This window comes from Ruegeria sp. BG6, assembly GCF_056538465.1.
On the sequence record NZ_JBQFTB010000001.1, the window covers coordinates 717,430 to 744,175 of the forward strand.

General features: G+C 52.7%; 24 protein-coding genes and 1 tRNA gene. 15 read left to right on the forward strand and 10 right to left on the reverse strand.

Annotated elements, in window-relative coordinates:
- Window positions 1-6: 6 nt before the first annotated feature.
- The 6 genes from ACR0JW_RS03570 to ACR0JW_RS03595 form a co-directional block, all read right to left on the reverse strand.
- Complete coding sequence (locus ACR0JW_RS03570) at window positions 7-987, reverse strand: hypothetical protein (protein WP_170676630.1); 981 nt, start codon at window positions 985-987, stop codon at window positions 7-9.
- Window positions 988-1,021: 34 nt separating this feature from the next.
- Window positions 1,022-2,017 (reverse strand): glycosyltransferase family 2 protein, encoded by a 996-nt coding sequence (locus ACR0JW_RS03575; RefSeq protein WP_170676628.1) that lies wholly within the window; start codon window positions 2,015-2,017, stop codon window positions 1,022-1,024.
- Window positions 2,018-2,145: 128 nt separating this feature from the next.
- On the reverse strand, window positions 2,146-4,116 hold the full coding sequence (locus ACR0JW_RS03580) for a hypothetical protein (protein ID WP_480713583.1): 1,971 nt from the start codon (window positions 4,114-4,116) through the stop codon (window positions 2,146-2,148).
- A gap of 41 nt (window positions 4,117-4,157) precedes the next feature.
- The gene (locus ACR0JW_RS03585; RefSeq protein WP_170676624.1) at window positions 4,158-5,099 is read right to left on the reverse strand and encodes a hypothetical protein; all 942 of its coding nucleotides are present in this window, start codon (window positions 5,097-5,099) and stop codon (window positions 4,158-4,160) included.
- A gap of 5 nt (window positions 5,100-5,104) precedes the next feature.
- Window positions 5,105-6,088: a glycosyltransferase family 2 protein gene (locus ACR0JW_RS03590; RefSeq protein WP_170676622.1), complete on the reverse strand. Its 984-nt coding sequence runs from the start codon at window positions 6,086-6,088 to the stop codon at window positions 5,105-5,107.
- 437 nt (window positions 6,089-6,525) lie between these two features.
- The gene (locus tag ACR0JW_RS03595; RefSeq protein ID WP_170676620.1) at window positions 6,526-7,356 is read right to left on the reverse strand and encodes a helix-turn-helix domain-containing protein; all 831 of its coding nucleotides are present in this window, start codon (window positions 7,354-7,356) and stop codon (window positions 6,526-6,528) included.
- Window positions 7,357-7,878: 522 nt separating this feature from the next.
- Between ACR0JW_RS03595 and ACR0JW_RS03600 the strand changes: the two genes are divergently transcribed.
- From ACR0JW_RS03600 to ACR0JW_RS03645, 10 genes are all read left to right on the forward strand, one after another.
- Window positions 7,879-8,055 carry a Flp family type IVb pilin gene (locus ACR0JW_RS03600; RefSeq protein WP_170616089.1) on the forward strand — a complete coding sequence of 59 codons (177 nt, stop codon included), beginning with the start codon at window positions 7,879-7,881 and terminating at the stop codon, window positions 8,053-8,055.
- Between the two features lie 135 nt (window positions 8,056-8,190).
- Window positions 8,191-9,150, forward strand: coding sequence for a Flp pilus assembly protein CpaB (gene cpaB / locus ACR0JW_RS03605; protein ID WP_170676618.1), 960 nt, complete (start codon window positions 8,191-8,193; stop codon window positions 9,148-9,150).
- 8 nt (window positions 9,151-9,158) lie between these two features.
- The gene (locus ACR0JW_RS03610; RefSeq protein ID WP_480713584.1) at window positions 9,159-10,697 is read left to right on the forward strand and encodes a TadE/TadG family type IV pilus assembly protein; all 1,539 of its coding nucleotides are present in this window, start codon (window positions 9,159-9,161) and stop codon (window positions 10,695-10,697) included.
- Window positions 10,698-10,709: 12 nt separating this feature from the next.
- Window positions 10,710-11,207, forward strand: coding sequence for a TadE/TadG family type IV pilus assembly protein (locus tag ACR0JW_RS03615; RefSeq protein WP_170676614.1), 498 nt, complete (start codon window positions 10,710-10,712; stop codon window positions 11,205-11,207).
- Window positions 11,204-11,851 carry a TadE/TadG family type IV pilus assembly protein gene (locus tag ACR0JW_RS03620; RefSeq protein WP_170616080.1) on the forward strand — a complete coding sequence of 216 codons (648 nt, stop codon included), beginning with the start codon at window positions 11,204-11,206 and terminating at the stop codon, window positions 11,849-11,851. Before ACR0JW_RS03615 ends, ACR0JW_RS03620 begins: the two co-directional genes overlap by 4 nt.
- Complete coding sequence (locus ACR0JW_RS03625) at window positions 11,851-13,077, forward strand: AAA family ATPase (RefSeq protein WP_170676612.1); 1,227 nt, start codon at window positions 11,851-11,853, stop codon at window positions 13,075-13,077. The genes ACR0JW_RS03620 and ACR0JW_RS03625 overlap by 1 nt, the downstream gene beginning before the upstream one ends.
- A gap of 12 nt (window positions 13,078-13,089) precedes the next feature.
- The gene (locus ACR0JW_RS03630) at window positions 13,090-14,478 is read left to right on the forward strand and encodes a CpaF family protein (protein WP_321253552.1); all 1,389 of its coding nucleotides are present in this window, start codon (window positions 13,090-13,092) and stop codon (window positions 14,476-14,478) included.
- Window positions 14,475-15,443: a type II secretion system F family protein gene (locus ACR0JW_RS03635; RefSeq protein WP_170616076.1), complete on the forward strand. Its 969-nt coding sequence runs from the start codon at window positions 14,475-14,477 to the stop codon at window positions 15,441-15,443. Before ACR0JW_RS03630 ends, ACR0JW_RS03635 begins: the two co-directional genes overlap by 4 nt.
- A 16-nt stretch (window positions 15,444-15,459) precedes the next feature.
- Window positions 15,460-16,446, forward strand: coding sequence for a type II secretion system F family protein (locus ACR0JW_RS03640; protein ID WP_170676610.1), 987 nt, complete (start codon window positions 15,460-15,462; stop codon window positions 16,444-16,446).
- A 351-nt stretch (window positions 16,447-16,797) separates the two neighbouring features.
- Window positions 16,798-17,148, forward strand: a complete 351-nt coding sequence (locus tag ACR0JW_RS03645; protein ID WP_170676608.1) for an Arm DNA-binding domain-containing protein — start codon at window positions 16,798-16,800, stop codon at window positions 17,146-17,148.
- 298 nt (window positions 17,149-17,446) lie between these two features.
- Here the strand turns inward: ACR0JW_RS03645 and ACR0JW_RS03650 are convergent, their stop codons facing one another.
- Window positions 17,447-18,388: a response regulator gene (locus ACR0JW_RS03650; RefSeq protein WP_170676606.1), complete on the reverse strand. Its 942-nt coding sequence runs from the start codon at window positions 18,386-18,388 to the stop codon at window positions 17,447-17,449.
- 555 nt (window positions 18,389-18,943) lie between these two features.
- Between ACR0JW_RS03650 and ACR0JW_RS03655 the strand changes: the two genes are divergently transcribed.
- Both ACR0JW_RS03655 and ACR0JW_RS03660 read left to right on the forward strand, forming a co-directional pair.
- A complete protein-coding gene (locus ACR0JW_RS03655) occupies window positions 18,944-19,684 on the forward strand; it encodes an acyl-homoserine-lactone synthase (RefSeq protein ID WP_480713585.1) in 741 nt (246 codons plus the stop codon).
- A gap of 403 nt (window positions 19,685-20,087) precedes the next feature.
- Window positions 20,088-21,224, forward strand: a complete 1,137-nt coding sequence (locus ACR0JW_RS03660; RefSeq protein ID WP_170824591.1) for a response regulator — start codon at window positions 20,088-20,090, stop codon at window positions 21,222-21,224.
- Between the two features lie 63 nt (window positions 21,225-21,287).
- Here the strand turns inward: ACR0JW_RS03660 and ACR0JW_RS03665 are convergent, their stop codons facing one another.
- A complete protein-coding gene (locus ACR0JW_RS03665; RefSeq protein WP_480713586.1) occupies window positions 21,288-22,538 on the reverse strand; it encodes a cytochrome P450 in 1,251 nt (416 codons plus the stop codon).
- Between the two features lie 385 nt (window positions 22,539-22,923).
- On the opposite strand from ACR0JW_RS03665, the gene ACR0JW_RS03670 reads away from it, so the two are divergent.
- Window positions 22,924-24,351 carry a sensor histidine kinase gene (locus tag ACR0JW_RS03670; protein WP_170676601.1) on the forward strand — a complete coding sequence of 476 codons (1,428 nt, stop codon included), beginning with the start codon at window positions 22,924-22,926 and terminating at the stop codon, window positions 24,349-24,351.
- Window positions 24,352-24,645: 294 nt separating this feature from the next.
- Here the strand turns inward: ACR0JW_RS03670 and ACR0JW_RS03675 are convergent, their stop codons facing one another.
- Both ACR0JW_RS03675 and ACR0JW_RS03680 read right to left on the reverse strand, forming a co-directional pair.
- Window positions 24,646-24,798, reverse strand: coding sequence for a hypothetical protein (locus tag ACR0JW_RS03675; protein WP_170676599.1), 153 nt, complete (start codon window positions 24,796-24,798; stop codon window positions 24,646-24,648).
- Between the two features lie 332 nt (window positions 24,799-25,130).
- Window positions 25,131-25,217 (reverse strand) — tRNA-Leu (locus ACR0JW_RS03680).
- 140 nt (window positions 25,218-25,357) lie between these two features.
- Here ACR0JW_RS03680 and ACR0JW_RS03685 point away from each other — a divergent pair.
- A complete protein-coding gene (locus ACR0JW_RS03685; protein WP_170676597.1) occupies window positions 25,358-26,017 on the forward strand; it encodes a DsbA family oxidoreductase in 660 nt (219 codons plus the stop codon).
- A gap of 39 nt (window positions 26,018-26,056) precedes the next feature.
- Window positions 26,057-26,713: a lipoyl(octanoyl) transferase LipB gene (gene lipB, locus ACR0JW_RS03690; protein ID WP_170676595.1), complete on the forward strand. Its 657-nt coding sequence runs from the start codon at window positions 26,057-26,059 to the stop codon at window positions 26,711-26,713.
- Window positions 26,714-26,746: the final 33 nt, after the last annotated feature.

Below are 26,746 nucleotides of genomic sequence, written 5' to 3' on the forward strand. Positions count from 1 at the left end.
GCACTATTACTCTTCAAGCGCCATTCGGAAAACAACCTCTGAGGCCAGCCGCAGCGCTTCGTATTCTTCAGGCGAGTCGCGGCGGAACTGCAAATCGGCGTCACTCAGTTGCACGGGCGGGAACAACTGATCGCGGTCCGGGAAAAATTCCTGCTGAAAATCAGTGTCCTGTGCGGCCAGGTATTCGTCCAGCCACAAACGCTCTTTCGGTTCAAGCACGTCATTTCGCCGGATCATTACCGGATCGTCGACAACACGTCGCCGCAATTGTCGGGTTCGCTGGCGCCCGATGGACCGGGCCAGAATCCCGAAAGCCTCGCTTGCCGCGCGGGACTGTGAAGGATTGGACGGCAGATTTGCCGTGCTACCCTTGGGAAGCGTGACACCAATGCGTGACATGAAATCGTCCACGATATTTCCATTGGCCATTACGGACCGATCATACAAGAAAGGCGCGACCGTCACGCCGGGAAACGCGCTTCGGATTCGGGTCAGCATGGCGCTGTAACTCAGCCGCTCGGGGTTTTCGGCGATCTCGTCCAGACGAGCGCGGATGTATTGCGTTCCGCCAGCGGGCAAGCGACCATTCTTTGCCCGCTGCTTATAGTCCGCCTCCCAAAAGTCGGAATATCGCCGACAGTAGAAGGTAATGCGCATCTGCCGGGCCGGAATATCGGAGAAAACCTGCGCCAGCCGGTCCAGATCCACAGAGTACAACATCTCGGACGAGACCAGGCAGGTTTTATCCTTGTGCGCCTCGTATTCCAGAGCCATGGCTTCGCGGAACCCGTCTGTCGGCTGCTGCGTCTGGTTTATGTGGAAGGCGATGATATTGTGGCTGATCGTCAGCCGGCTGTTTTCGTGGCGCCGGCGACCGGTTTCCATGTATCGCAGCCCGGCCTTTTCCAGCATTCCGCCGTTCGTGCGAACAAAACCCTGCAAGGCGGTTGTGCCGGTCTTGGGCATCCCGATATGAAGCCAAAGCATCAGGCGCCTCCGCAAACCTGAAAAAGAACCGTCATCACACCTTCCCGGCTACGGCACCGTCAGTCATCTGCTGCATCAGATCCTGCATCTCGGGGACTTCCCGCAGCTGCGCGATTTGCTGACGGTGAAGATCACAGGTCAGGTGATGCAGTCGGGCGGTTTCAGGGTCAGAAAGCATGTCGTAATAGAATTCGCGTTTGCGGTCAGCGACGACGTCGATCGCGCTGTCCGTCTCGGCATTCTGGTTCATCATGTTCCAGTATTCCATCCCCAGGCTTTCGCCCAGATGATGAGCGCGACCGCGCATCTTCTTGACCAGATAGCTTTCGCAGGACTTCAGCGCGTAATGGTTGACCTGAACGAACTCGTACCCGACGGAATCGCGGGCGGACCGCCAGCTTCTTTCGTAATAACGGTCGGGCATCAACTGACCCGATCCGTTGTACCAGTGGCATTCCGCCATGGTTTCGACCGTCGGGCGCTTGGGCCGGTGAACCCCCAACCCGTCCCAGAGTTCGCGCTGAAACATGGTCTTGAATCCCCACGCCTGAAACGGCCGGATGGTCATTTCACGCGCGGCCTGTCTGAATTGATCCGACAGGAACCGATCCTCGTAGCGCACAACACCCGCATTTCCGAACAACCGCCATGTCATCGAAATCGTGCGAGCGTCCGGAATTGCCTCGGTCAGGGCGCGCAGTGTGTGATCTCCGGTCTTGACCACAATCTGTTCATCCGCGTCGATCACGACAACCCAGTCTTGCGGGCGGGCAACTTCCATTTTCAGAAACGTGTTATATGCCCGTTTCTGCGGGCTGGTCTTCCGGCGTGAATTGTTGTCGACATGGGTCAGAATTCCACGCTCGTCCAACCTTTTCAGCAAAGCGTCCGTCCCGTCGGTACAGTCATTGGTCATAACCACCTGATGATCGACACCAATGGCCCGGTTGTGCGCCACCCATTCCAGAACAAACGGCCCTTCGTTCTTCATCGGGGTCACGCTGACAAAGCGTGGGTCCTGTTCCTTCATGACTGACTGCCCTTTGTTGGTTTTATTGTCCCGGTTTCGGCGGATACATCACCTGTTAGTCCTACACGAGTTTTCACATATTTGAACCTGCCTTCAAGCCGCCCAAACGCTGTTGCCTTCCCTCCCGGTCAGGTTTCTGTTCGTTTCAGTTGATTGGCGAACCGCTTGTATGGCGGGCAGAGGTCCCGTGCCTTGCGCAGATATCCAGCGGCTTTTTTCTTGTCCCCCCGCCTCAGCAACAACTGACCGGCCGCCCCCTGAATCGCTGCTGTATTGTCATCCAGATCTGCCGCCTCGAGGATCTGGTTTTGCCCCTGCTCGGACGCGCCGATCCGTTCCAGCAAGCCGCCCATGGCAAACACCAGAAATGGATTTCCCGGATCATTTCCAACAGCCTCAGCCATCTTGAGCCGCGCCTGAGAATTCTCGCCATCCGCCTCGTACAGCTCGGCCAAACGTTTGAGATACAGCGTGTTTTCAGGGCGAAGGCTTGATACGTTCCGGGAAACATCTATTGCTTTTTCCAACGGCAGATCATCCAGCCGGTACCGAAGGATTGTAGAAAAGCTCTGGTACTCCGGGCTATCCAGCGGCACCTGCATCTTCTCCGACAGGTTTTGCATGTTGCCCAGCCAATCCTGCAACATAACCAACCTGTCCCTGCTCGAATTCAGCCGGCGCGCCTTTTGGTCGAGTGCGAGATCGCTCCAGTCCAGCAAGATCACATCAAAGTTGCAGGGAAGGCGTGATAATACCCGACGCTGAGCGACATGGGCATTGAAGTTGAACCAGGATCTGCGGACCGCTTTTTGAATGGTCCAGTCCACAGGCGGCATCGCCCGATAAGAAACCTGATCCCGAAACACAAGTCGCGATCCAAATATGATGACGTCGGGCCTCAACGGTTTTGCCCAAAAGGCCCGAGTGAAAGCCTGTGCTGCAAGCCACCGCTTTTTCTGACTGCCCAGAATTGCGGCCTGCAATGCGCAGGCAACGGCGTGATCCTCAGGCCAGATATGGGGATTTGCCAAGGCTTGTTCTGTCAGCCTCAGCGCCTCTTTCCAGCGGCGCAGGTAAAAGTAGTTCAGCGCATTCAACAAAGGCAAGAACGCGTTGTCCGCCCCGGCTTCAAGCAAAGACTCCGCATACTGGCGTGACTCTTCTGCCCGTTCTTCAGCCTGTAGAGAGAACAAGTGGAACGTCGCCTTGGCATAGATATGTGCAGCCTCTGACGCGTTGATAAATCCGTCCGCCCCATTGCGCAGCCGATCCACTGTCTTTTCGTTGGCCTCACTTATTTCCTGCTGGGACAAAACATCGCGAAACATCTTGTTCTCCTGCCCGGAAAGCCTGGCCGCCGCCATCGAAAATGCCGATACGGGGGGGGCAACCACCTGATCCGCCCGGGACATTGCATAAAGCTCCAGAAAATCACGCTTGGCCCGGGTCATCTCTGACAGATCTGCAATGTCCGACATCCGCATCAGTTGCGGATAGCGCTTCTGGAACCGGGTGATCAGTTCTGGCTGATCCGAAAACATGATCGCCGGATTGTCGGCGAACTTGTCCAGATGGGCTTCGTACAGCTCTTCGGTCTCAATCTTCGCAGGCCAGGTTGAGTGTTTCCACGGCAACCCGTTCAGAATGTCGCCCCGGCGGATGTGGTAGGCTGACACCCCCTGCCCCGACAACGCCTGGTCCGCACGGTCCATGATGGCGCGGATTTCGTCGGTGAAGCCGATCCGGTTAATGAACTCTCGATAGCGGGGGCGGATCGTTTCAATGTCTTCCCAGGGGAACGTCAGAATTTGGAACCCCTCCTCGACCAGAACCGCACGCCCGGCGTCCAGATGCTTGATCAGCCGGTCCGGTGTCTTGTCGTTCTGAAATTTCCAGATCGGTTGGGCTTTTTGTGACAGCGCCTCGAACGCGTCGGCATCCAGGAAATGGTCCGCCATCCACGCTTGGGAAAACAGTTCTTGTGGATGTTCCAACTCGGGTGCATCCGCGCCTTGCGGGAACCAGTTCACCCGATAATCAGTATCGCAATCCTCGGCCAGGCGGATACATGTCAACAACATCAACAGGCGCGCGCCCATCCTGTCCTTTCGTTGACCTATAAAAACCCCCCTGCCTGGGGTCATGAGGTTGCCTGGGCAGTGTCGGCAGCCGCTTGCCTGCGAAGGGCACGAAATCTCTGACGTGCTGCGTGTGCCAGTTTCGGATGCCGGTCACGGCTCATCTCTTCCAGTCTGTTCATGTAGACCGGCAAACGCTTGCGCGCCCGGATCATCCGAAAAAAATCTGCGGCCTCAAGCGAGCCGTCCATCGCTCCCAGCATAACCGGTTTGAGCAAATCGAGCTTTCGCAGCATCGGGGCCGCGAAATGGTTCGAACACCAGGTCTTCAGCGGGATGACATTTCCCCCCTGCAAGCGCGCCGCCTGCTGCCGGTCAAGATCGAAAAACGGATCAAAAGCCACATAAACCCGTTTGGCGGTTTTGATGGTTTCGGCAGTATCGCTGAGCGGCAGATCCCAGTCCTGAACCCGACCGAACCGGTATCGGGTTTCCCATGGCACCAGCCGTTCGTCTAACGTTGTCTGCGGGTTGAAGGCAATCACCGTTGACCCCGGCACCAAAGCGGAAAACGCCAGCGCGCCGTAGCCCCCCATGGATGCACCGGCAAAAACCACCTGATCGAACTGGGCAAAAAAACCTTCGCGGGCCTTTCCTTCCAGATACGAAATGATTTCCGTGTCGCGATACCAGGCCTTGGTCCGGGCAAACACCCCAAGATGAGACCACCCTTCGTCCCTGAAAAACTTCCAGCCCCATGGTTCGCGCGCAAAAGACAGGTCGTTGGCGTTGGCAATGTTGTCAAAGCTTACAATCAGGCGAGAGGCCGAACGTTGGTGAAACAGAAACGCGTGGCGTTCAAGTTTCTGCAGAAAGCCCCTGCCTTCGCCGCCCGGATAAAGCTCCACAAACCATGGCGGTGCGGGGTCGGTCAGGATGCGTTCGTACCCTGTCTTGCGGTCAGGGTGTTCGGGCTTCAGTTGCTCTTTGGACAGGTCGGTCATGATGCTCAAACAAGATTGTCCGCAAGCCAGGACCGGAAGTCCACCCAGTCCTTGCGCATTTTGATTTCCTGAACTTTCGCCGTGTGCCAGTTGCAAGCCTGTTCGTGCAGGCGGGCCAATTCCTCATCCGCCTTCAACTCGGTCAGCAAGGGCGCGGCGCGGCGGGCCGCCGGCAGGATGGACTGGTCCATCTCTTTGTTGGCATTCATATCCATCCAGTAGGATTGCCCCTGATCCACCTTGATGTGATTGGTTCTTCCCCGATCCCGCTTGATCAAAAAACCGTCCATCGACCGGACCGAGTAGTGGTGAATCCGACCAAAGCTGTGATCGAAGTTTCGCCAGGCTCGCCAGCCGACCTTTGCCGCAGGGAACAGATTGCCGCTGGCATCCGACCAGGCAATGTCGTCCTCTTTTCCTGCTTCGATGCCTTTTGGTCTGTGTGGACCGAACCGGGTGAATTTTCCGTTATTGCGAAACAGCGTCTTCAAGCCGAAAGCTCGGCTGGAGTGATACGGGAATTCCATATCCGCCATCACAAACGCCTCGGTCACGGGCCGGTCTTCAAAGCTGATGTTTCCGGCGCTGCCAAACAGCTTCCACGCGAACGAGATTGCATCCACTGGCTGCCCCGCGCGATGTTCCACCTGGGAAATCAGAGAGCCAAAGCTGTTGTCACCGCAACGGATGTTCCAGAATTCATCGACATCCAGACACAATAACCAGTCAGACTCCTTGACTTTGGGCTGGCGCCGCGCCCGCCGCAACATCTGGTGCTGAGGGTTTCCCCCTTCTTTCACCTCGTTCGACACATGTGTCGCAAGCCCCAGATCCTGCAGCCTGCGGGCCATTTCGTCAGTACCGTCCTCACAATCGTTGGTGAATATCACGAAGTGGTCGATGCCCAGACTCCGATGAAAAGCCACCCATTCAAGCATATAGGGGCCTTCGTTTTTCATCGTCGTAAAGATGGTAATGGTCTGTGACATTCAAGCCGTTCCCAATCTGAATTGCCCACTGTCTTACACAAGCACGCAGAACGGGGCGAGACGGGAATCGAGCAAACCGGCAATCCCGAACAAACTGATGCACCTTCGCACTCGCCTTTTAGAGGGATTGGGTGCCAAAAGAATCCCAAGCAGCCACCTGATTCATAAGATCTGCACTCAGCCAAAAACAACGCAATGCGCTTCATAGAAAAGTTCGTGAACGCCCTCAGGTCGATCAAATACCCTAAGGCATCCATCCTCTTCCCTGCCTAGGCGTACGTTCTGATCCAGTCCCCGTCATTCGAACTATATGTTTCAGAACAGTTTTTTTTCACACAGAAGGGTTAGTATTATCGTATGAAAACCCGAGCAAGTCACATGGTGAACCCTCTCTCCTCAGCCAAGACACTTCGAACACCTGTAGCAAACTTGCCGCGTCAACCTGCAAAACCCTTGAGCTTTCCTCCAGCTTGGGCGTTCCGATTTAGCAGGTGCAATAGTTCGACCTGATTGGACGTTCCGGTTTTGGAGAATATTGAACTGAGGTGTGAACGAACAGTTGCGGGGCCAACCGAAAGAGTTTCCGAGATTAGCTTTACTGTCATTCCTTCCCTCATCATCGCACAAACCCGGAACTCGCATCTGCTGAGCGCCGCCGGGTTCTGAGGATCAAGGATCGGGACATAGTCGCCGCCGCTGTCTTCGGACAGACGATGGCTGCGGGGCTGCTCGGACTTTGCAGAAATCGCACCGGGCAAACGGTTCTTCCATCCAGACGAAAGAGTTGAAGTCAAAACAGCTAACAAATCCAGATCGGGTCCCAGAGGGCTGACACTGTAGTGCAATTCAATGTAGTCGATATGTGACGCGGTTGTCTCAAGCGGAACCACAATGACTTCGACCAACCCTTCAGGTTTATGATATTGATAGCGAGACATTGGTGCCGCACCAGATAGCATCATGTCCGTTAATTTCCAGATAGATCCCGGCTTTGCATTTGAGATGCAATCCCCGAAAACCAATTCCGCTTGGGTTTGAGGTTGCGACGGCCATATCTTCCCTTGTTGGATGCAACACCGTGCAATGTGCTTAACTTTCCAACCGGCTTTCGAAACCCTGACAATTAAAAGCGCATCCGCATTTAGCAGACGCATTAAAAAATTTGCTGCATTTAGAATAGAGCCATTGTTATTTACGGCCCGCGTCCACTCCATCACGAAGTTAAAACTGTCCTTCGCGTGGGTGCTCTTAACAAAACTGACACTCATACCCCACAACCCAACTAGATAAAAAAATCTTCGAACCAAACACGTCCGAACCTGGACGACAAATTTGTTCTACACGTAATCCATGAGCAACCGATTTCACCGCGCAGGGCGCACATCCGCGTTCAAACGGGCCACAAGAAGATTACTATAACTCATTCATATTTATCAATTTTTTTCAAATATCTGCATATTCTCAACTACCAAGCTCCCTCCAGAGAAAAATTTCCACACCCCAAAACTGGCTATCAAATTGATTACAATTGAAGCCTTGGCCGATCCATTGTTGACAGCCGAGATGATTCTTTCGCGCTTTAACATCCTGTTAATGCTGGGTTAATTATTTTAATCCTTTAAGTGATAGCAACATGCAATTTACATCCTTTGCGTGTAATATATTTACCTTTGAGGGAAGGATGCTGCTTCCCTCGCCCCTATTCTGATTCCAAGCTAAAGCATTTTTTGCCTGGCTTGCGCTGCATTACTGTGGAGCGTTGAAACTAACTTTACCTTTTGGGGGAAATAATGATCAAATTTGTGAAGAAGTTTGCTAAGAACGAAAGCGGTGCGGCAATTGTTGAGTACGGACTGGCCCTTTTGGTGGTCGCCTCGATTGCAGTCGGTGCATTTTCGTATCTGGGCACTACCACCAATACAAACGTGACTGGTGCCTGTGCTGCTTTGGGCAGTGCAACCTGCTGACCGAAACCAGGTCAGAACATCAAAGAATTCTGCGCCCTCACTCAAGTTTGGCGGCGCAGAATTTACCGCCAGGAATTTCGCAAAAACAGGAAAACCGAAGTTCCGTATTTGAGTGCGAGACTTTTGGAGAGAGATATGCGTATCAGACCAATCATTTCTACGCTGTTTGGAATTGCGATAGCTTCCGGTTCCGTTTACCTGGCGAAAGACCATATTCAGTTCAAGGCCAACACGGCAAGCGTATCGCCTGATGCAGATTTGGTCGAAATTTATGTGGCCCGATCGGAGATCGCATTTGGCCAAACGATCGAAGCGCACAACGTTACGATCCACCCCTGGCCGCGCGAAGCACTTCCGGCCGGAGTTTTCACGGAAATCGACGTTCTTGTTCCCGACAACCGCCGCCAATTGCGCCGCGCCAAAGGGCGGTTCTACCCCGGCGAAGTGATGCTTCTTTCAAAGGTTTCGAACTTTGGTGAAAAAGTCACGCTGGTTCAGAAACTTGGAGAAAACACGCGCGCCATGGCGATCGAGGTCGATGCCGTGACTGCGGTTGGCGGATTTGTTACGCCGGGCGATCATGTAGACATCGTCCTGACACAAGGTGCGAAGCAGGAACTTCGCGCGGTGACCATCTTGCAGAACATCCGCGTGATTGGCGTGGATCAGCAGTCAGAGGAACTCAGCGATCAACCTGAGATCGCCCGGACGATAACCGTTGAGGTCACCCCACAGCAGGGACAACGTCTGGCGCTGGCTCAAAAGGCCGGAACACTGAGTCTGACGCTCAGAACCCTGGACAATGTTGAAGATGAACCCATGGAGATGGTTCGCCTGCGCGATCTTCTGCAGGAAGAAGGCCCGGTGGAGAAAGTCGAAGCTCAACCAACTGTAACGGTCCGTCGCGGAACCGAGACCGAGGTTGTAACCATCCAAAGGCAGCTCAACGAAGCGGAAGAGAGAACAGAAGCCGAGCCTGTCACCGAACTGGAAACGACCCCCCAGAAAGATGCTCAGCTTGCCCCGGCGGTCGCGACGCCGCAGGTCAAACCTCGCGCTCGAACGATAAAAATCAGTCAGGCACCCAGCCAGTAAGCCCGGCCATGCCAGTAGCTGCTTTCATATCCGATTTCATCAAGGATGACCGTGGTACGGTAGCAATCCTGTGGGGCACCGCCTTGGTCGCTTTCCTCGGCTTCTTTGCGATCACTCTGGATGTTGGCCGGTTGAACTCTACCCATGCCGAGCTTCAGTCGTTTGCGGACAATGTGGCCCTGGCTGCGGCCGCTGAGCTGGACGGACAACCTAATGCGATTTCGCGGGCCACAAATGCGGCGGCAAATCTGATTAGTGACAGTCAGACATTTGCGAATGGCAGCGCCGCGCTTTCAGGTTCATCTGACTATACGCTCTCGTTTCACTCCGCGCTTCCTGCTTCAGATCTTACGCCGCTCGGCGCGGACCTCACGACAGACCCGCGTCAAGCAAAGTTCGCGCACGTCGTCTTAACACCGAAATCGCTGAGCATGAGCCTTGCTTCCGCACTGGACAAAATGCTTGGAGGGAGCGGTTTCTCGGCGGCCAGCGTTTCGGCCGAAGCGGTGGCCGGATACTCGAAAGCCGCGTGCGATATTTCACCTCTGATGTTCTGCCTTCCGCCGAATTGGGAGTCCACTCTGACAGTCGGCGATCAAATCCTGCTTCGCAGTGGCGGCAACGGTACTGCCTGGGGGCCCGGTAATTTTGGCTTCATCGATCTGGCAAACTTCCAGGACACCTCGGGCGTGTGCGCAGACGAAGGTGGCAACAAACTGGCGTGCCTCATCGCGGCGCAAAGCCAGATCACCCAGTGCATTCTCACCAACGGGCTGGACACGGAACCAGGGCAGAAAGTCGGCATCACAAACGCGGCATTCAACGTGCGTTTTGACATCTACCGCTCTGTTCTCAATGGCGAGAAAAACAACATAGATTTCGCGCCGGCGCCGAACGTGATCAAGGGCATTGAAAAGACCGGTGGCGGCGCTTGCATTCAAGGCAACGAACAACCGACACCCGACACAACCGGCCTTGGTCGCGACCTGTGCATGGCGGCGGGTACCTGCGGCGGAAACAACCGTTTCGGCGATGGCACCTGGGATCGGGCCGGCTACCTGAACCGGAACCACGATCTGGCTGATGGGCTGGCAGACGGTGTTGGCAGTGACACTCACCTGCCCCCGTTGTCAGGGTCGAATTCAGTATTCGCGGGCACGCGATACGGGATGTATCTTCGGGAAATTGCCTACGGGAATACAAACCCTTACGCAGCACCAAACGCAAACGCCATCCTTGATCCTTCGCTTGCCGAAACCGGCCGCCCAATGTGTTCAAGCCATATGTCGAATGACCCGGCGCGGCGCGTTGTAACAGCGGCCGGCATTGATTGCGCACAAAACCCTGTTTCCGGTTCGACGACCGGGGTTCCCGTAACAAAATTCGTTGCCGTCTTCCTGACGGAACCGGTGGGCGATGATGGCAGCTCGCCACCCAGTTTTGACATTCACGGCGAGGTCGTCGGCTTCCCGGATGTCACCGGTATTGGGAGCGGCGGTAATGGCTTCGGTGGCATCTTCCGCGACGTCGTACAGTTGTATCGTTAAAGGCGCACGTTCATGAGTATGAGGTACAGATTTCCTTTCAAACGTTTCGCCAGGAACGACGACGGCGCGATCCTTGTCGAGTTCGGCCTTGTTATGCCGGTCATGTTGCTTCTATTGGCCGTAACTCTGGAGTCGGCGCGCCTTATGTGGTCGTACCAGTCGGTTATTGCCGGTGTGCGCGATGCCAGCCGCTACTTGTCGCGAGTTACACCTGCAGATATCTGCACATCCGGTGGCTCTGTTGCGGGGCTGACCACGACTTTGAAAAGCATTGTTGAGCAGGACATCAACGGAAATAACCTGTTTCCGTCCAGCGTGACGGTCAATTCCGTGACGCCAAGCCTGTCTTGCGTGTCCGGCACCTATCGAATGAACCCCGCCCCTGTTGGCCAGGTGAGTGCCAATATCACCATTCAGTTTCCGCTGGGCGGCATCCTGACGCTGTTCGGCAGCGGTGCGACATCGGTGACCACGGACGTCGCTGATACATCGCGGATTTTTGGCCAATGAGACGCCTGCTGGATATCCACGCGCGTTTGCGACAGAGCGGTCGCTCATTCCTGCAAGAGCAGCATGGTGGCGTTCTGGTCGAATTTGCTCTGGTCGTGTCGTTGTTTTCTTTCCTGTTCCTTGCACTGTTGGATTTTGGCAGGCTTTCGTACAGTGGAGTGAACGCACAAAAAGCAGCGCAGTTGGCCGCTCGTATCGCCGTGGTGCGTCCACCTGCGTGTGCTGGCGTTCCGCAAACCCACACGCGAGGAACATCTGCACTCCAACCTCGTTTCGGCACCTCATGCAGTGCCTCGGTCGGCATATGCGCCGATCCCATGACCCCGGCGTGTTCAGGTATCGCCACCAACGCCACTGCGTCGGAAATCTGGGATCGCGTCAGTCCGCTTCTGCCACCGGGCACAACCATCAGCGCACTGCAATTTTCCTATGATTTCAATTCCAATCTGGGTTTCCTGGGCGGCCCTTACACACCCATGGTCACTGTTGAACTGAACCTGAGTGATTTTCAGTTCGTGTCGCCTCTGGCCGCTTTGGCCAACGCCGCGGGTGCGACAAGCAGCACAATCTCTTCGACAGCCGGCTATTCCAATTTCAGCGTCTCGCTGCCTGCTGAAGACCTAGCATTAGGGGAGTCAGGTTAATGAGTAACCACGTTTCAGATCTCAAGTCACAATCGGTCATGCTTCTGTCAGCAGGAGAAACAATCGCGCAGGCGGTCGCAAACGCGTTTCCCGCTGTCAGAGAAAACAAAGTCTCTGAATTGGCTGGCTCGTTCAAAACACTGAACGGAACCGCCCGCGAAATGGCGTTCAAGCATGACGTGGTGATATTTGAAATCGACCCGGATGACTCGGGCGAGGTACAAGCCGTCGAAGAACTGCTGACGCATCGCGATGATGACACCTTGTTCGTGGCGCTGACGCAGAATGATCTTTCGATCACCAAAGCCCGTGAACTGCGGAAAATTGGTATCGACGAAGTGCTTCCCTTGTCGATCGATGGCGAGGGATTGAAAGCTGCGGTCAGTGAAAGAACCATATCGCGCACCGTTCCGCAGCTTCCGACCAGGAACGGTCTGTCTGCTCTGGGTCGGGTTATCCCGGTTGCAAAATCCCGTGGCGGTATCGGCGCGTCTACTGTTGCGGTGAACCTTGCGTGCTCGCTGGTGGGCAGCAAGGGCTCCTTGTTTCGGAAGACTGAGAAAAAACGCGTCGCACTTTTGGACTTCGATCTGCAATTCGGAAACGCAAACGTGTTTCTGGATCTCGAAGACAACGGAGGGTGCCTTCAGTTCATCGAAAACTCGGATGAGCCCGATGACCATTTCCTGTCATCGATCCTTCAGAGCCACAAACTCGGCATCGACGTGCTTTGCGCGCCTGCTCCATTGGTTCCGCTTCAGTCGATACACGCGAATCTTCTCGAAGGTATGCTCGATCTGCTTCAACGTCGTTACGACTATATTGTCATCGACCTGCCCTGTGCCGTTGTCGAATGGGTCGAACCCATTTTCAAGCGTGCGACCCAGCTTGCGCTGGTTACTGACACAACCGTGCCATGCGTGCGCCAAGCGCGACGTTTGATTGATTTCTACCGCGAAGCCAATGTCTCTCTTCCGGTCGAGGTTATTGTGAACCGCGAACCTAAGACTCTGCTCAGGCCGGGGCACGTTCGCGAGGCAGAGAAAGTCCTGAAAACCAAGCTGAAACACTGGCTGCCCGAGAACCACAAGGTCGCCCGCAACTCAGTCGATCTTGGGCGTCCCATCGTGGACATGAAGCCAGGATCCGACCTTGGCAAAGCCCTGACAAAACTTGCTGGCGCGATGTCTGAAGACGTTCGGCCCGTGGCAACAAAAACGACTTAAAAGGAGATCACCGTGTTCAATGAGTATAGATCACGCAAGGCTGCATCCAATTCGAATGTCTTGGTCCTTGAGCAGCCAATCGAAGTACCTAGGCCCAAGGTGACTCCGGAACCCGTGGACGTTGATCTGCAAGCGCATCTGGAGCTCAAAAGCCGTTTGCACGGCGAACTTCTTGACCGGCTAAACTTGTCCGTGATCGACAAGGTTGAGCGGTCGGAGCTGAAACGTCAGATCGCATCGTTGGTGACAGGCCTGATTGAGGCGGAAAACCTTCATTTGCGGTCCGAGGCTTTCACATCACTGGTCGACGAGTTGATTCACGAAGTGATGGGGCTGGGTCCGCTGGAACCACTTCTGGAAGACCCGACGGTCAACGACATTCTGGTCAACTCATATGATCAAGTCTACGTGGAACGCTTTGGTTTGTTAGAAGAATCGACGGCGCGCTTTCGCGATGAACGCCATCTGCTTCGGATAATTGACAAGATCGTCAGCAAAGTCGGTCGTCGCATTGATGAATCCCAGCCATGGGTTGATGCGCGCCTGGAAGACGGCAGCCGTGTCAACGCAATCATTCGCCCGTGTTCCGTGGACGGGCCTGCGCTGTCGATTCGCAAATTCTCGCGCAATCCTTTGACGATCGACAAGCTCGTTCAGCGAGAAAGCATGAACGGCCAAGCTGCCAAGCTTCTGGAGGCGCTGGTCGAAGCAAGGTTGAACATCCTGATTTCCGGTGGCACCGGTTCCGGCAAAACAACAATGCTGAACGCCGTTTCATCCTTTATCGACGGCAACCAGCGTATCGTAACAATCGAGGACGCCGCCGAACTTCAGCTTCAACAAAGCCATGTGGTTCGTCTGGAAACCCGCCCCCCAAACTCGGAGGGCCAGGGCGTGATCACTCAACGCGATCTGGTGCGCAACGCGCTCAGGATGCGGCCGGACCGCATTATTGTCGGGGAAGTTCGTGGCGCTGAATGTTTTGACATGCTTCAGGCCATGAACACCGGCCACGACGGGTCGATGACAACCGTTCACGCAAACTCAGCGCGTGATGCGCTCAGTCGGGTGGAACAGATGGTGACTATGTTGGGGGCAGAATTGCCCATCAAGACCATCCGGTCTCAAATCGCTTCGGCCATCCAAATCGTGTTGCAACTGAGCCGCCTCAGCGATGGCACACGCAGGGTCGTCAGCATTTCGGAAATCACCGGCATGGAGGACGACACGATCACCATGCAGGACATCTTTGTCTTCAAACGTCGCGGCAAGTCTGAAAACGGGGATGTACTGGGAGAGTTCCTGCCGACCGGCATCCGCCCAAAATGCTTCGACCAACTGGTTGCTGCAGGCATTGATGTGGATAGCGACATGTTTATTCGCGGGGCAATGACGTCATGATTGATCTGCAACCAAACACACTGAACATTCTGATCTATATCGCGATTTTTCTGGGCATTCTGCTGGTTTACGAGGGTCTGCACCAGCTTCTGCTTCGCAGGGAAACCCAAAGCGAAGCCAGGAACCGGCGCATGAAGATGATTCAGGACGGAGCCTCAAGTGATCAAGTACTGCAAGTCCTTCGGGATCCCGCGATGCTCGCCGCCGGAGAAAAAGCCGGTCCAATAGTTCGTTTTCGCCGTTTGCTCGTTCAAGCGGGGTTAACGATCAGTCCGATATGGGCTGCCCTCGCAGTCGTGTTCTTGGCCTTGTTGACCTTCGCAGGCGCGTCCCGGTTTCTCGTCCAGGAATTGGCAGCCCTTCTGAGCGCGGTTCTCGGTCTCGTTGGGCCGTTCATCGTGCTGGTCGCCATGAAGAACGCTCGATCGAAGAAGCTGACAAAACAACTGCCGGACGCTCTGGATTTGATGGCCCGGGGATTGAAGGTTGGTCATCCGGTTGCTGTTACGGTTGGAAACGTCGCAACGGACTTGCCGGATCCAATCGGCACGGAATTTGGCATCATCAAAGATCAGATCAATTACGGCGATGATGTCGCGACTGCCTTTCACGACTTTGCGCAACGCGTTGGCACCGAGGACGCAAAGTACCTTGCCGTAAGTATTGGCATTCAGCATGGAACCGGCGGCAACCTTGCGCGGGTTCTGACCATCCTGTCCCAGACCATCAGGGACCGGCACACCATGCAGAAGAAGATCAAGGCGATTTCCGCTGAAGGGCGTCTGAGCAGCCTAATCCTCACGATCTTGCCGATAATTATCTACCTATCGATCGAAATTTCCACGCCTACCTTCTACGGCGACGTTCGCAATGACCCACTGTTTCCCTATTTCGCCTGCGTGATTGTAGGCCTGACAATTGCGCAGGGGCTCATCTTGAACCGCTTGGTTAAGTTCAAGTTCTAAAAAAGGGGCTGATGATATGGATATTATTCAAGAGTTTCTGAGTGAGCAAAGCCTCTCGCCGCAGTTCTTTTTGCTCGTGGGAGTTGCCCTTAGCGTGTTCTTTGTTGTCATGGGCCTGTCCGGGTTAACCGAGGCCGACAACACGGCGGCGCAGCGCATGCGTGGAGGGTCAGTTTCAAGTGGGCACGGTCAGGATTTTGACCTCATTCAAGGCGACAACAGCGATCCGCACGGGCTTCTCAAGGCGTTCGTTCCGTCGTCGAAGAACGAACGTTCTAAGATTGGCAAGCTCCTAAGACAGGCTGGCATTCAACGAAAGCACGCCATTCGCACATACTACAGCTGCCGTGTAATTTTGGGATTTGTATTGCCGGCCACGTTTGTCGCAGCCATGGCGCTGCCAATAGAAACCCAGGTTCAATTGGGGGTCGCCGGCATATTGCAGGGTGTTACTTGGATGAACACATTGCAGATCGTAACGGTCTTGATGGTCTCGGGCTTCTATGGACCCGCAATCTGGTTGCGCTATCGAATAAAGAAACGCCGCCAGGCAATTGAACACAGCCTGCCAAACGCACTCGATCTTCTGCAGGTGGCAATTGAGGCCGGTCTGGGTTTTGATGCAGCGATGATCCGTGTGTCACATGAGATGGCAAGTGCGGCGCCCGAGATTTCGCAGGAGTTCTCAATTCTTCAGCTGGAATTGCAGGCGGGCAAGGAACGACAGGCCGCCTTTCTTGACATGGCCGACCGGGTCGGAATCGACGAGTTGAGTTCATTTGCCAACGCGTTTTTACAATCCAACCAGTATGGCACCAGCATTTCCGCATCGTTGCGCAGGTTTGCGACTGACATGAGGCTTGATCGCGAGCTACGTGCTCAGGAAAAGGCAAACCGCCTTCCAGTGCAAATGTCCGCCGTTATGGCCATGTGCATGATGCCCGTTTTGTTGTTGATTTGCCTTGCGCCAATGCTGATCCGCTGGGTGAACATGTTTGGGTGATGCAAAGCTGGTGGTAATGAGATCTTCGATTAAGCGGTCATTCCGTGGTGACTTTAGCCACATCCAGAATTCGGATATGCTCCGGTGACCTTCGGCTTGCGAAAAACTGCCTCGACGATCCGCCAGACCAGTTATTTCACAGACGTAAGGCGCTACATGGCCAGCAAGCATATATTGCCAAGCGCGGGACGCAATCTAAGGCAGCCTAAATCCGCCTCACTTTCAGGGTAATTTTACATTGCTTTAATAGGATTTTGGTGCGGTCGAGATGCATTGAAGACTTGAACACGCATATTTCTGACCGTTTCAGGTTGCCTCAAGAATTCAACTAAACCACTGCAAAACATAAAAATGTGGCTTCCATTCGCGTCAGAGTGGTTCACTGTGTCTCACACTATAAGGTGGACCAGAGGGTGGACCAATGCCAGCACTCAACAAGCTATCATCATTGCAGGTAAAGAATGCCCACCCGGCAAATACTCGGACGGCGGGGGCCTCTGGTTACACAAAAAAGATGGTGATGGCGGCAAGTGGTTCCTTCGGGTCCATGTCCACGGGCGTCGCAGAGAGATGGGTTTGGGCGCTCTGTCAGCCGTATCTTTGAAGGAAGCGCGCGAGGAAGCCGAGAAATGGCGACCCGTAGCCCGTAAAGGCAAAGACCCCATCAAAGAACAAGAACGGATACGCCGGGAAGCTGCTTAGACCGATCACGCTTTGACCGTGGTCGCGAAAGAAACCTTCAGGAAATTAGAGAGAGGCGAATACGCCAGATCTCGCATCAGATCAAATTTCGAGAAGAAGCTTACGGGTTCTTTCTCCGAGTTGTTGCCGCCGGGTAGGCACTGAGATCGGACAAAGTAGGCCAAAAGCACAAAGGTTGAACGTCTGATGAACGAGCGCGCGGATCTATTTCAACCAGCAAAATGAAAAACTCAGGGCGTTCTGATGTATTTTTTGCACCAACAGCCTGGTTTTAATCACCATTCATATATGCAGTCTTTCAAGCGATATTCGCCGCTCGACCCTCCGACATTTCAGCCATTTCGACGGCCTTGTCTATCAAGAACAACGCCTCCATCTTGGTTTTGGCTTTAAGCATAACTTCTTCGCTAACTTGGAAGCCAATTGGCCGACCTGAAGTGGTGTCACCGGAAATTTCCTTCAATGCCTCGGGAAGCGGAGCACCCAACTGGTCCACACTCAAATCAATTTGATTGTCATAGATCATCAAGAATATGCCATTTCCCCAATAGGTCGCTACTTTGCGCCCTTGCTGATTGGCTGTCAGAAGCGCTGTACCAGCTAAAGTCATGGCACTACGGAATTCACTGACCGTGCTCGTCTCATAGATGTGTTCGGCGCCTATGCATTTCACCGCCACAAGCTTTGCAGCCAAGGAGTGCATCGTTGAAAGCTGAATTACGTAGTTCTCAAATTCAGCTAACCCAATGAAACCGGGCAAATCTCCGAAACATTGCGGATCAATTAAGCGAACGTCCGGACCATTGCCAAAACACAACTCAAAATCCGCTTCAGCTTCCAGCACTTCGATTGCGGCTCTTCGTTCCGCTGCCATTCTATAGGCGTCAGACAACCTCTGCTTTAGATCAGAGAACTCAAAAGGCTTTGTAACGTAGTCCGTTGCCCCAACTCCGAATGCTTCGTCGATGTACTCTTTTTGCACCATGGCGGTCACCATGATAATGGGCGTGTACTTGTATTCTGGTAATTTTCGCACTTCTTCGCAAAGAGTTATGCCGTTCATTTGCGGCATCTGCACATCCAGTAGCAAGCAGTCGAACGCTTCGTTAGGTCGTGACAGTGTTTCAATGGCCTCTGGCCCACTTCTGGCGGTGACGACGTCTTTATAACCGAACGCGTCTAGAACTCTATCTAGCAACTCCAGGATGCTAGGATCGTCGTCTACAGCAAGTATACGCATAACTTTTCACCAACCTTTTACACCTCGCCAACCGTTGGGCATTGCAGACTTCAGGCAACGGTTGGCTGGAGCATGATACACTCAGGGTTTTCTCATCCTCTCTTACGAAGGCGGCAAAACGGTGACATAAGGTGGGCTTCCTTATGTCTGTGCATTTTTTTTACCTTGTACAATTCCTCCCGTGCGAGAGCGCATACTGAAAAGCAAATCCCTCCAATTCTTGATGCCATTTTAACTTTGCTTCTATCAGCCGTCACGACTGCCTCGAAATACTATCGGATAGCGAAACTGCGCCTGATCCATCGAGAATTTGAAAGGGATACATAAGAGAAGCTATATTTTTCAGAGTGTTGCCAGACATGGGGAAATAATTGGACCTGCAGAAGAAAATAGAAGCCAAGAACTTTCTAAAGTTTTTGGTCAGGCAGCGAAGGTAACCAAAGGAAGGGAGGAGATTTAGACACACCTATCCATCTATTCGTGCAACTACCGCATAGGGTTGTGGACTTGCTGAGTTGAATCTTGCCATAAGTGTGTCGGAAATATGAGTAAAATATGGACCAACCACTCAGGTATAAGCAGACATACCCGGTCCCGCAGGGGCTTCCGGAACTGACACCTGCTAACGGCACTTCAGGCGCACCAAATACTTTGGCGCGACTAGAAATTTTTGCTGTCAATAGCAAGCCGCCAATGCCACGTGGCAACATTGGCCATATTCGCGCGACTACACTTAATTTTCGCAATATTTACGAGCATGGCACCCTTCTGGCAAAATACCTTGAAACCAGAAAATCAATTTTCATTGACCAGTTAAAGTGGCAAGTTGGTGAAGCTGACGGGATGGAATTTGACCAATACGACACACCAGCCTGTCGATGGGTTGTGTTGCATGAATTCGGTGAGGTCTTAGGAGGTGTACGACTTCTGCCCACGACTGCAGAGTGCGGGGTATATAGTTATATGCTGCGCGACGCTCAAAGAGGTATCCTTAAAGGAATACCATCTGACGTTCTATTTATTGACGCCCCGGTAAAGCGCTCTGTTTGGGAAGCATCCCGTTTCTTCGTGGCAAAGGATGTTGCATCGTCACGCAGGCTTCCGGTTCAACAGGAGTTGTTTCACCAGATGACTACTGTCGCGATGGAAGGTGGTGCAACCAGCATCCTGGGCATCGTCCCCTCAGTCTGGGCACGGTGGTCACGGCGACTGGGCATCAATGCCTCGCCTGTCGGCGCAAAGTTTTCCATCGATGGCACCATCAGTCAGTCGGTTTTATTCAACATCCACAAGTAAATGGAACACCTCACCCACTAGATTGTCTTATTTTCTCTTGGACGCCCGACGCATATTTCATTGCAACTAAGGTTGATTTTAAGACTATTGGGAAAACTCGGTTGTACTGCGTTTTTGAGGGGTTTCCAGAGTCGATGCTTAGACTTCCAACCGTTGTTCAATTCCGTAGTTTTGCGATCGTAGACTGCCCTTTGGCGCCAACAGATTGCCGAAATAAGAACGTTACGAGAAAGCGACGCTAGTTCACAACAATAACTGGCAATTCGTTGTTGAGGCCGTTAGCGCCAAATAAAGGTCAAGAAAAAGCCCCTTTCTACGAAGACTTTCTCCATTTTCGCCGCTGTTTCGACCCACTCTCCTCCTAAGTTTACCCCGTTATGAGGATATCGACGGTTCACCAGTTATGAGACATTCCACATTTGGCAGTGATCGGTTCCAAAGAAATTTAGAGCATCGAGCACAAAGAAAGACCGCACTTACTGTACTGGCGGTTGATGATGATCCTGACATTTTGAAATTGCTCCAGTCAGCACTTCCTGAACTCGAAAACTGCAATGTGGCTGCTGCCAGTTCAGCTGATGAAGCGCTTGGGATGATAGAAGCAGCAGAATCCCCGTTCGACTGTCTGCTTGTTGACATTCAGATGCCTGGAACCTCGGGGATAGAGTTGCTTTCACAAATCCGAAACCTGCCGGAAAATCTGGAAACACCTGTCATAATGCTGACTGCACTGGATGACAGGCAGAACATCGAGAAGGCATTTTTAGAAGGCGCGTTTGATTATGTAACTAAACCCTTCGACTTCTTTGAATTGCGCAGCCGTATGAACGCTGCTCACCTTCTGATGATGGAGAGAAAGAAAACCCAATCCTCATCGGCGTCGATAGAAAATCTTCGCAGTGAATTGGATTTCAACCAGAAATTCAATTTCAAGGATCCATTGTCTATCGACGAGCAAGCACAATGCTTGGGGTATGTCGAATTCGACAACTATGTCGAGCAGCTTTCACGGAGGCGTCGATTTGACACCTGGGTCACCGCAATCAAATTTCGTGACGCCGAGTATCACTTTGATCTGAAGAATTTTGGTGATTTTCGGCGATCTGTTTCCGACATTGGATTCTGCATTGAAAGAACAACACAGGCTGCTGGAGGAATCTATTCCTATCGCGGGAGTGGCGCATTTCTAATTGTTACACATGGGCGGGAATGCACCCAGAATATTCCGACCGAAGCTTTCCTAAACCAAGAACTAGGGACTGTTCTCAGCAACCGCTGCGCATCTGTCCATCTTAAAGTGGTGAAAGGTACACCGGTATCGCTTCGTTCTTTTACGAAGGTTGGAGCATTCGCCTCTTTGGACATGGCTATCAAAAACGTGAATCATCGTGAGGCCAATCTCAGAAAGGGACTGGTTACAACCTCTTCCACATTTTCTGAGCCCACACCGCATCGCAAAGAAATGGTCAACGATAGACTGTTTGATGTAGTCTTGCGTGAGCTGTACGGCGATAACACTTACCTCACTCGCCGGCAGTAAGCTAATTCTATCGCCAGGCCTGACGTCGATCAAAGGTCAGGCACTGGAGTTTAGATATCAACTTTATTCGCGAACCCGTTCGGCGTTGAGGATGAGTGGGCCACTGGTACGCATGGTGAATGTCAAAACTGGTTCCGGTAATTCAGACTCTGTAATAGAAAAATTAATTCGACGGAGCACCGAAGCCATAAGTACCATGATTTCAGTTTCAGCGTACTGAGCACCAATGCAGATTCTGGGACCATCTCCAAATGGAATGTACTGACCTCGAGGTAGTGTAGATCCCAAGAACCGTTCCGGTCGATAGTGGTCAGGAGCATCCCATAGTTTTTCGTTTCTGTGCAAAGAGTAAACTGGGAAGAACAGCGCGTCACCATTTGCAATCTTTACCCCTTTGATTTCAAGGTCGGCAGATGCGTCTCTAGCAAAGAACGCGGCTGAAGGGTAAAGCCGCAGCGTCTCTTTTACATGGGCGCGCAGGAGTGGCATTGCTTCCAGGTCAGAAAACTCCATTGGGCCTTTTGGGCGAACCGACCGAATTTCTTGTCTAACCTTAGCTTGCATATCTTGGTGCAACGCCAGCAGATAATACCCCCAGGCCAGAGCGTTGGCGGAAGTTTCATGGCCAGCGACGACAAAGGTTAAAAGGTTGTCAACGGTTGTCGCTTCATCCTCGAAATCTGTTTTTAACGCCTCAATCATAAAATCAAGGAAGTCCTGTGGCTCGCTGCGGCTTTCGGCGCGACGCTGATCAATGACCTCTCTGGCGAGGTTCCGCATATTGGTGACCGGGGCCAGGCTGCGTAGCCAATTCTTGCGCGGCACCCACTTTGGCAAACCCATTAAATCGAAAAGAGACAAATCAGAAATGTACTCAAAATACTTGATCAGCCCCATGCGTATCTGCTCTGAACTGACTTTCTTGTTACCCGAAAAAATTACCCTAGAAATATTCGTCAACGTTGATGCAGGCGCAATTTGTGCAATATCTACAGGGCCTTCATGTTCCGCCAATGAATCTGCAATCTCGACACCAGTCTCTGCAAAATGCCGGGCCAGAACCGGGAGGTTCCTGGCGGCGAATAGTGGAGAATACCTACGCCGCTGCTGACGCCATTTTTCCCCTTCGGAGAGTATCAACCCGTTGCCTACAGCCGATCCAATAATGTCTTTAGTGAACTTGGCTTTGGGAAACGAACGGCCCTGCCCGACAAGTAACTCGGTTATTATTTCAGGATCGCAGATATAGTGTATGTTCAAAGGCCCACGAACATAAGTTTCACGCAAAGTTTCGGCCGGGATGACTTCAAACATGTTTCGACCAGCGGACCTTGCAAACTGAAGCAGTGTCACCGGCTTTTTTGCAAGCCTAGCCGAAACAGGAGCGACAGCGCCCTGTCCCAACTTCGAAAATTCAACTGCAGTCAAACCCCAACCCTTTTAGATTTTCTCCTTCTTTCTGGCACATTAAGAAAAAAAAAATGCACTTAGCAACGAGATCGTCAATTTTGGGCGCCCCACACTGCATTTGCGCAACAAAAAGTTTTTCAACCTCTCACACCAGAACCTTGCGTGAAACGCCAACAATCACGGTGGCCTTCAAAGGATTAGCGCCAAACTGTGAACCCAATTCAGACCAACTAAGTCCTCATTGTGCCGCTAATGGTACTGTCCAAGCGCCAAAAACGAAGACATCTAGATGACAGCCATCGACGCCAATCTGCCGGACCGGGACTCCGGTGAAACGGAAAACCGGCTTCTGCAAAACATCATAGATTATACTGCCATGAGCTTTGCGCTTCTGTGGCAGCGGCAGGCTATTTATCTGGCCACGACCATTTTGACTGCGTTCTTCTTCGATCCCATTAACGCCATGCTGTTCTACGGGACAATCCTCATTTGCGAAGCGCAAGATTTATTGCTGGCCAAACGCGTACCGCGCTTAAAGCCAGATCAGCACAAAGCAATTAGTATGATGGTTGTTTGGATTCTGTTGAACACGATCCTCAGCTCAACTGCAATCTGCCTGTATGCTGTTTCAGTAGCTTTCGCACAACCCGCCGGCGGTCACTTTACTCCAATGTTCTTCTTGTTTGCTGCGGCGTTGTTTGCAGCAATGAACAACCATCAGTTTCTGTGGGCAATGATTGTCCGTCTGACCATGTACGGCGTATCGTTCATGTTGATTGTCGTCAAGGATATCTGGACCGAACGCCCCGAGCTTTCATCTGAACTCTGGCTGCACTTCTTCACCGTTATCTTTGTAATGTACTTTCTGATTGACTGTTCGGTGGTGTTTCTGAAGCTCTACCGTAGGAATTTGGAACAACTCGAAAAGCTCAAAGCAGAGCACGAAAGAACAAAAGCGGCCTACATTGCGAAAACTCAGTTTATATCGACAGTTAGCCATGAACTGCGTACGCCTCTCACTTCGATCAAGGGATCACTTGACCTAATCAACACAGGCGCATTGGGTGAAGCTCCAGAATCAATGCAAAGCCTCATTCATTTAGCAGGTAAAAACTGCGAACGGCTCGCATCCCTAATCAATGATGTGCTGGACATTCAAAAAATGGAAGCGGGCGAGATGAACTACCGTGAAGGAACTGTTGATGTACATGCGCTGATTCAGGAAGCGATTGCCTGTAACATGGGATACACCAGTGCTCACAATGTAGAAATTGTAGAAGACTTAAGGGGAAACAATGATCTGTACGTTAAAGGTGATGCCTCCCGCCTTCTTCAGGTTTTGGCCAACATTATCTCAAACGCAGCTAAATTCTCCCTCGATGGAGGCGAGATAACCGTCGGATGCGAGAAAGTCGGCGGGAATATTCGCCTCTTCGTCAAAGACCATGGCATCGGGATACCTGAGGGGTTCCATGACAAAGTTTTCGATCGCTTTTCCCAGATAGACTCCTCCGATGAACGTCACGCAGGCGGTACCGGACTCGGGATGCACATTTCAAAGGAAATTGTTGAGCATTTTGGCGGAACAATAGACTACAGAAGCAAACTTGGTGAAGGCACAGAGTTCTTTGTTATGTTTCCCGCGATAAGCGGGCACGAGGTAGGTTCCGCCGGAGCCGAGCACACCTCACTAACCTGCGCAGTGCAATCCAAGTAACTTTAGCCGAATCCCACTAAGCAAGTCACCATGCGTTTTCGAAGGAAACCCATGGTTTCAGAGCGGATTTTTCGCAGTAAAGTTAACGCCAAAATTACATGACCTCATGACAAGCTCAAAACCGCCTGCGGTAAAATGAGGGAGCCTGCATATTGCCAATGCAACTCCAAAAAAAGAAAATGCTGTTCCGGTCATGAGATCGGAACAGCACACTCGTTACCAGATACATTTCCGAAGATGCAGCAGAATCACAACTTTCGGCAAATAGGCCTACTACTTGCAGGCCGCAATATTTCAACGAACATCATAAGTGATGAGCTGTCCAAGCACCGAGAATTTCTCGTGTTTTGTTCGTTTCAGTTGTTCTAATTGATGTAAACCGGAAACAAAGAAGCCAATGACCGCCGGACTGTCAACATATTCAGCTTCTTCATCGATTCGACGCACTCTATCTGAACTAATTCACTCAAGTTTTGACGCCCAACTCAGATTGTATGGTCGTCACAGTACTTAAGCCCGTATTGCACGTTTAGCCAAGCAGCAAATCCTACCGCAAAGGCCCCCGCCAACGCTCCAACCCCTTGTATAACGGAACCTATGTCTCCCCGACCAAAACCTGACATCAGTGTACTTCCGACTTCTAATTGAACTTATTTGCCTATCGTTTCGGCCTTAGCCAGAACCATTGTAACGGAGGGATGCAGGGTGGACCCAAGGGTGGTCCAAATGGCGTAATTATTGTTCAAATATTTGTTTTTAAGTTATTTTGTTAATATTTTTGGTGCGGTCGAGAAGACTCGAACTTCCACGGGAGTTACCCCACAGCGACCTCAACGCTGCGCGTCTACCAATTCCGCCACGACCGCACTGCCGGTGACTTGGTAGAGGGCGTATAGACGCTGATGAAGACGTTGTGAAGAGGCAAAAGATATCTGTTTGAAATCCCCTGCCCTCTGCTTAACTAATCAACCAAACCGACTACAGGATTCCCGCGCAGGAGCTCTCGATGACAACATCCGATCCCCGTCCCGTTGTTCAGATCGACATCATTTCGGATGTGGTATGCCCATGGTGTATTGTGGGATTTCGTCAGCTTGATCTTGCTTTGCAACAAACAGGTGTGCTTGCCCGTCTTCGGTGGCATCCGTTTGAGCTGAACCCCGCCATGCCGCCGGAAGGTCAGAACCTGAGAGAGCATATTGTCGAAAAATACGGCTCGACACGCGAACAAAGCCAGCAGGTACGCGAACGGCTGACAGCGCTGGGGGCTGAGCTTGGGTTTGCCTTCAACTTCAACGATGACAGCCGGATCGTGAATACCTTTGCCGCACACCAATTGCTGGATTGGGCAGAACATGAGGGGCGTCAGCATCCGCTGAAACTGGCTTTGTTTGATGCCTATTTCACGCAACAGCAGGATGTCTCGGACATTGATGTATTGATGCAGGTCGTCCGAGCGGCAGGTTTGAACCCTGACGCGGCACGGGGCGCACTGGCTGGCGGCACCCACGCGGCTGCCGTGCGGAAAAAACAGCAATTCTGGACAAGCCGGGGTATTTCAGGTGTTCCGGCTATGGTGTTTGGGGGCAAGTACCTGCTGACCGGCGCTCAGGGTCAGGACACGTATGCTCAGGTATTGCAGCGATGCCTGTCCGAAGCCGCCTGACCCCTTTTCCCTGACCCCTGCGCAGGATAAGAGGCCGGTATGGAATGGAAGATCACCGAAGGGCTGACCGAATACGAAGACGCCGTGGCCTTCATGGAGGCGCGCGTGGCCGCGATCGCCTCGGGCGACGCGCAGGAGTGTATCTGGTTGCTGGAACATCCCCCGCTTTACACGGCGGGGACATCCGCGCGTATTGAGGATCTGACCGATCCGGAACGGTTTCCTGTTTACCAAAGCAAACGCGGCGGCGAATACACCTATCACGGACCAGGCCAGCGTGTGGCCTATGTCATGCTGGATCTCAACAAGCGTGGCCGGGATGTGCGCAGGTTTGTGAAACAGCTGGAAAACTGGGTGATTTCAGCACTTGCCGAATTCAACGTCCGCGGAGAGATCCGCGACGGTCGTGTCGGCGTCTGGGTGCGGCGGGATGACAAGCCGCTTACCGTTACGGGCCAGCCTGCCGAAGACAAAATTGCGGCCATTGGGCTACGCCTGCGGAAATGGGTCAGTTTTCATGGAATTTCGATCAATGTCGAACCTGATCTTGATCATTTTACGGGCATCGTACCGTGCGGCATCACCGAATATGGGGTGACATCCCTTGTCGATCTGGGGCTGCCGGTGACACTGGCGGATGTGGATTCTGCCCTCCAGAGAACCTTTGACGACGCTTTTGCTGCGGGTGATTCCTGACGGATCGGTCGATGGCGCGGTACAGATTGCCCA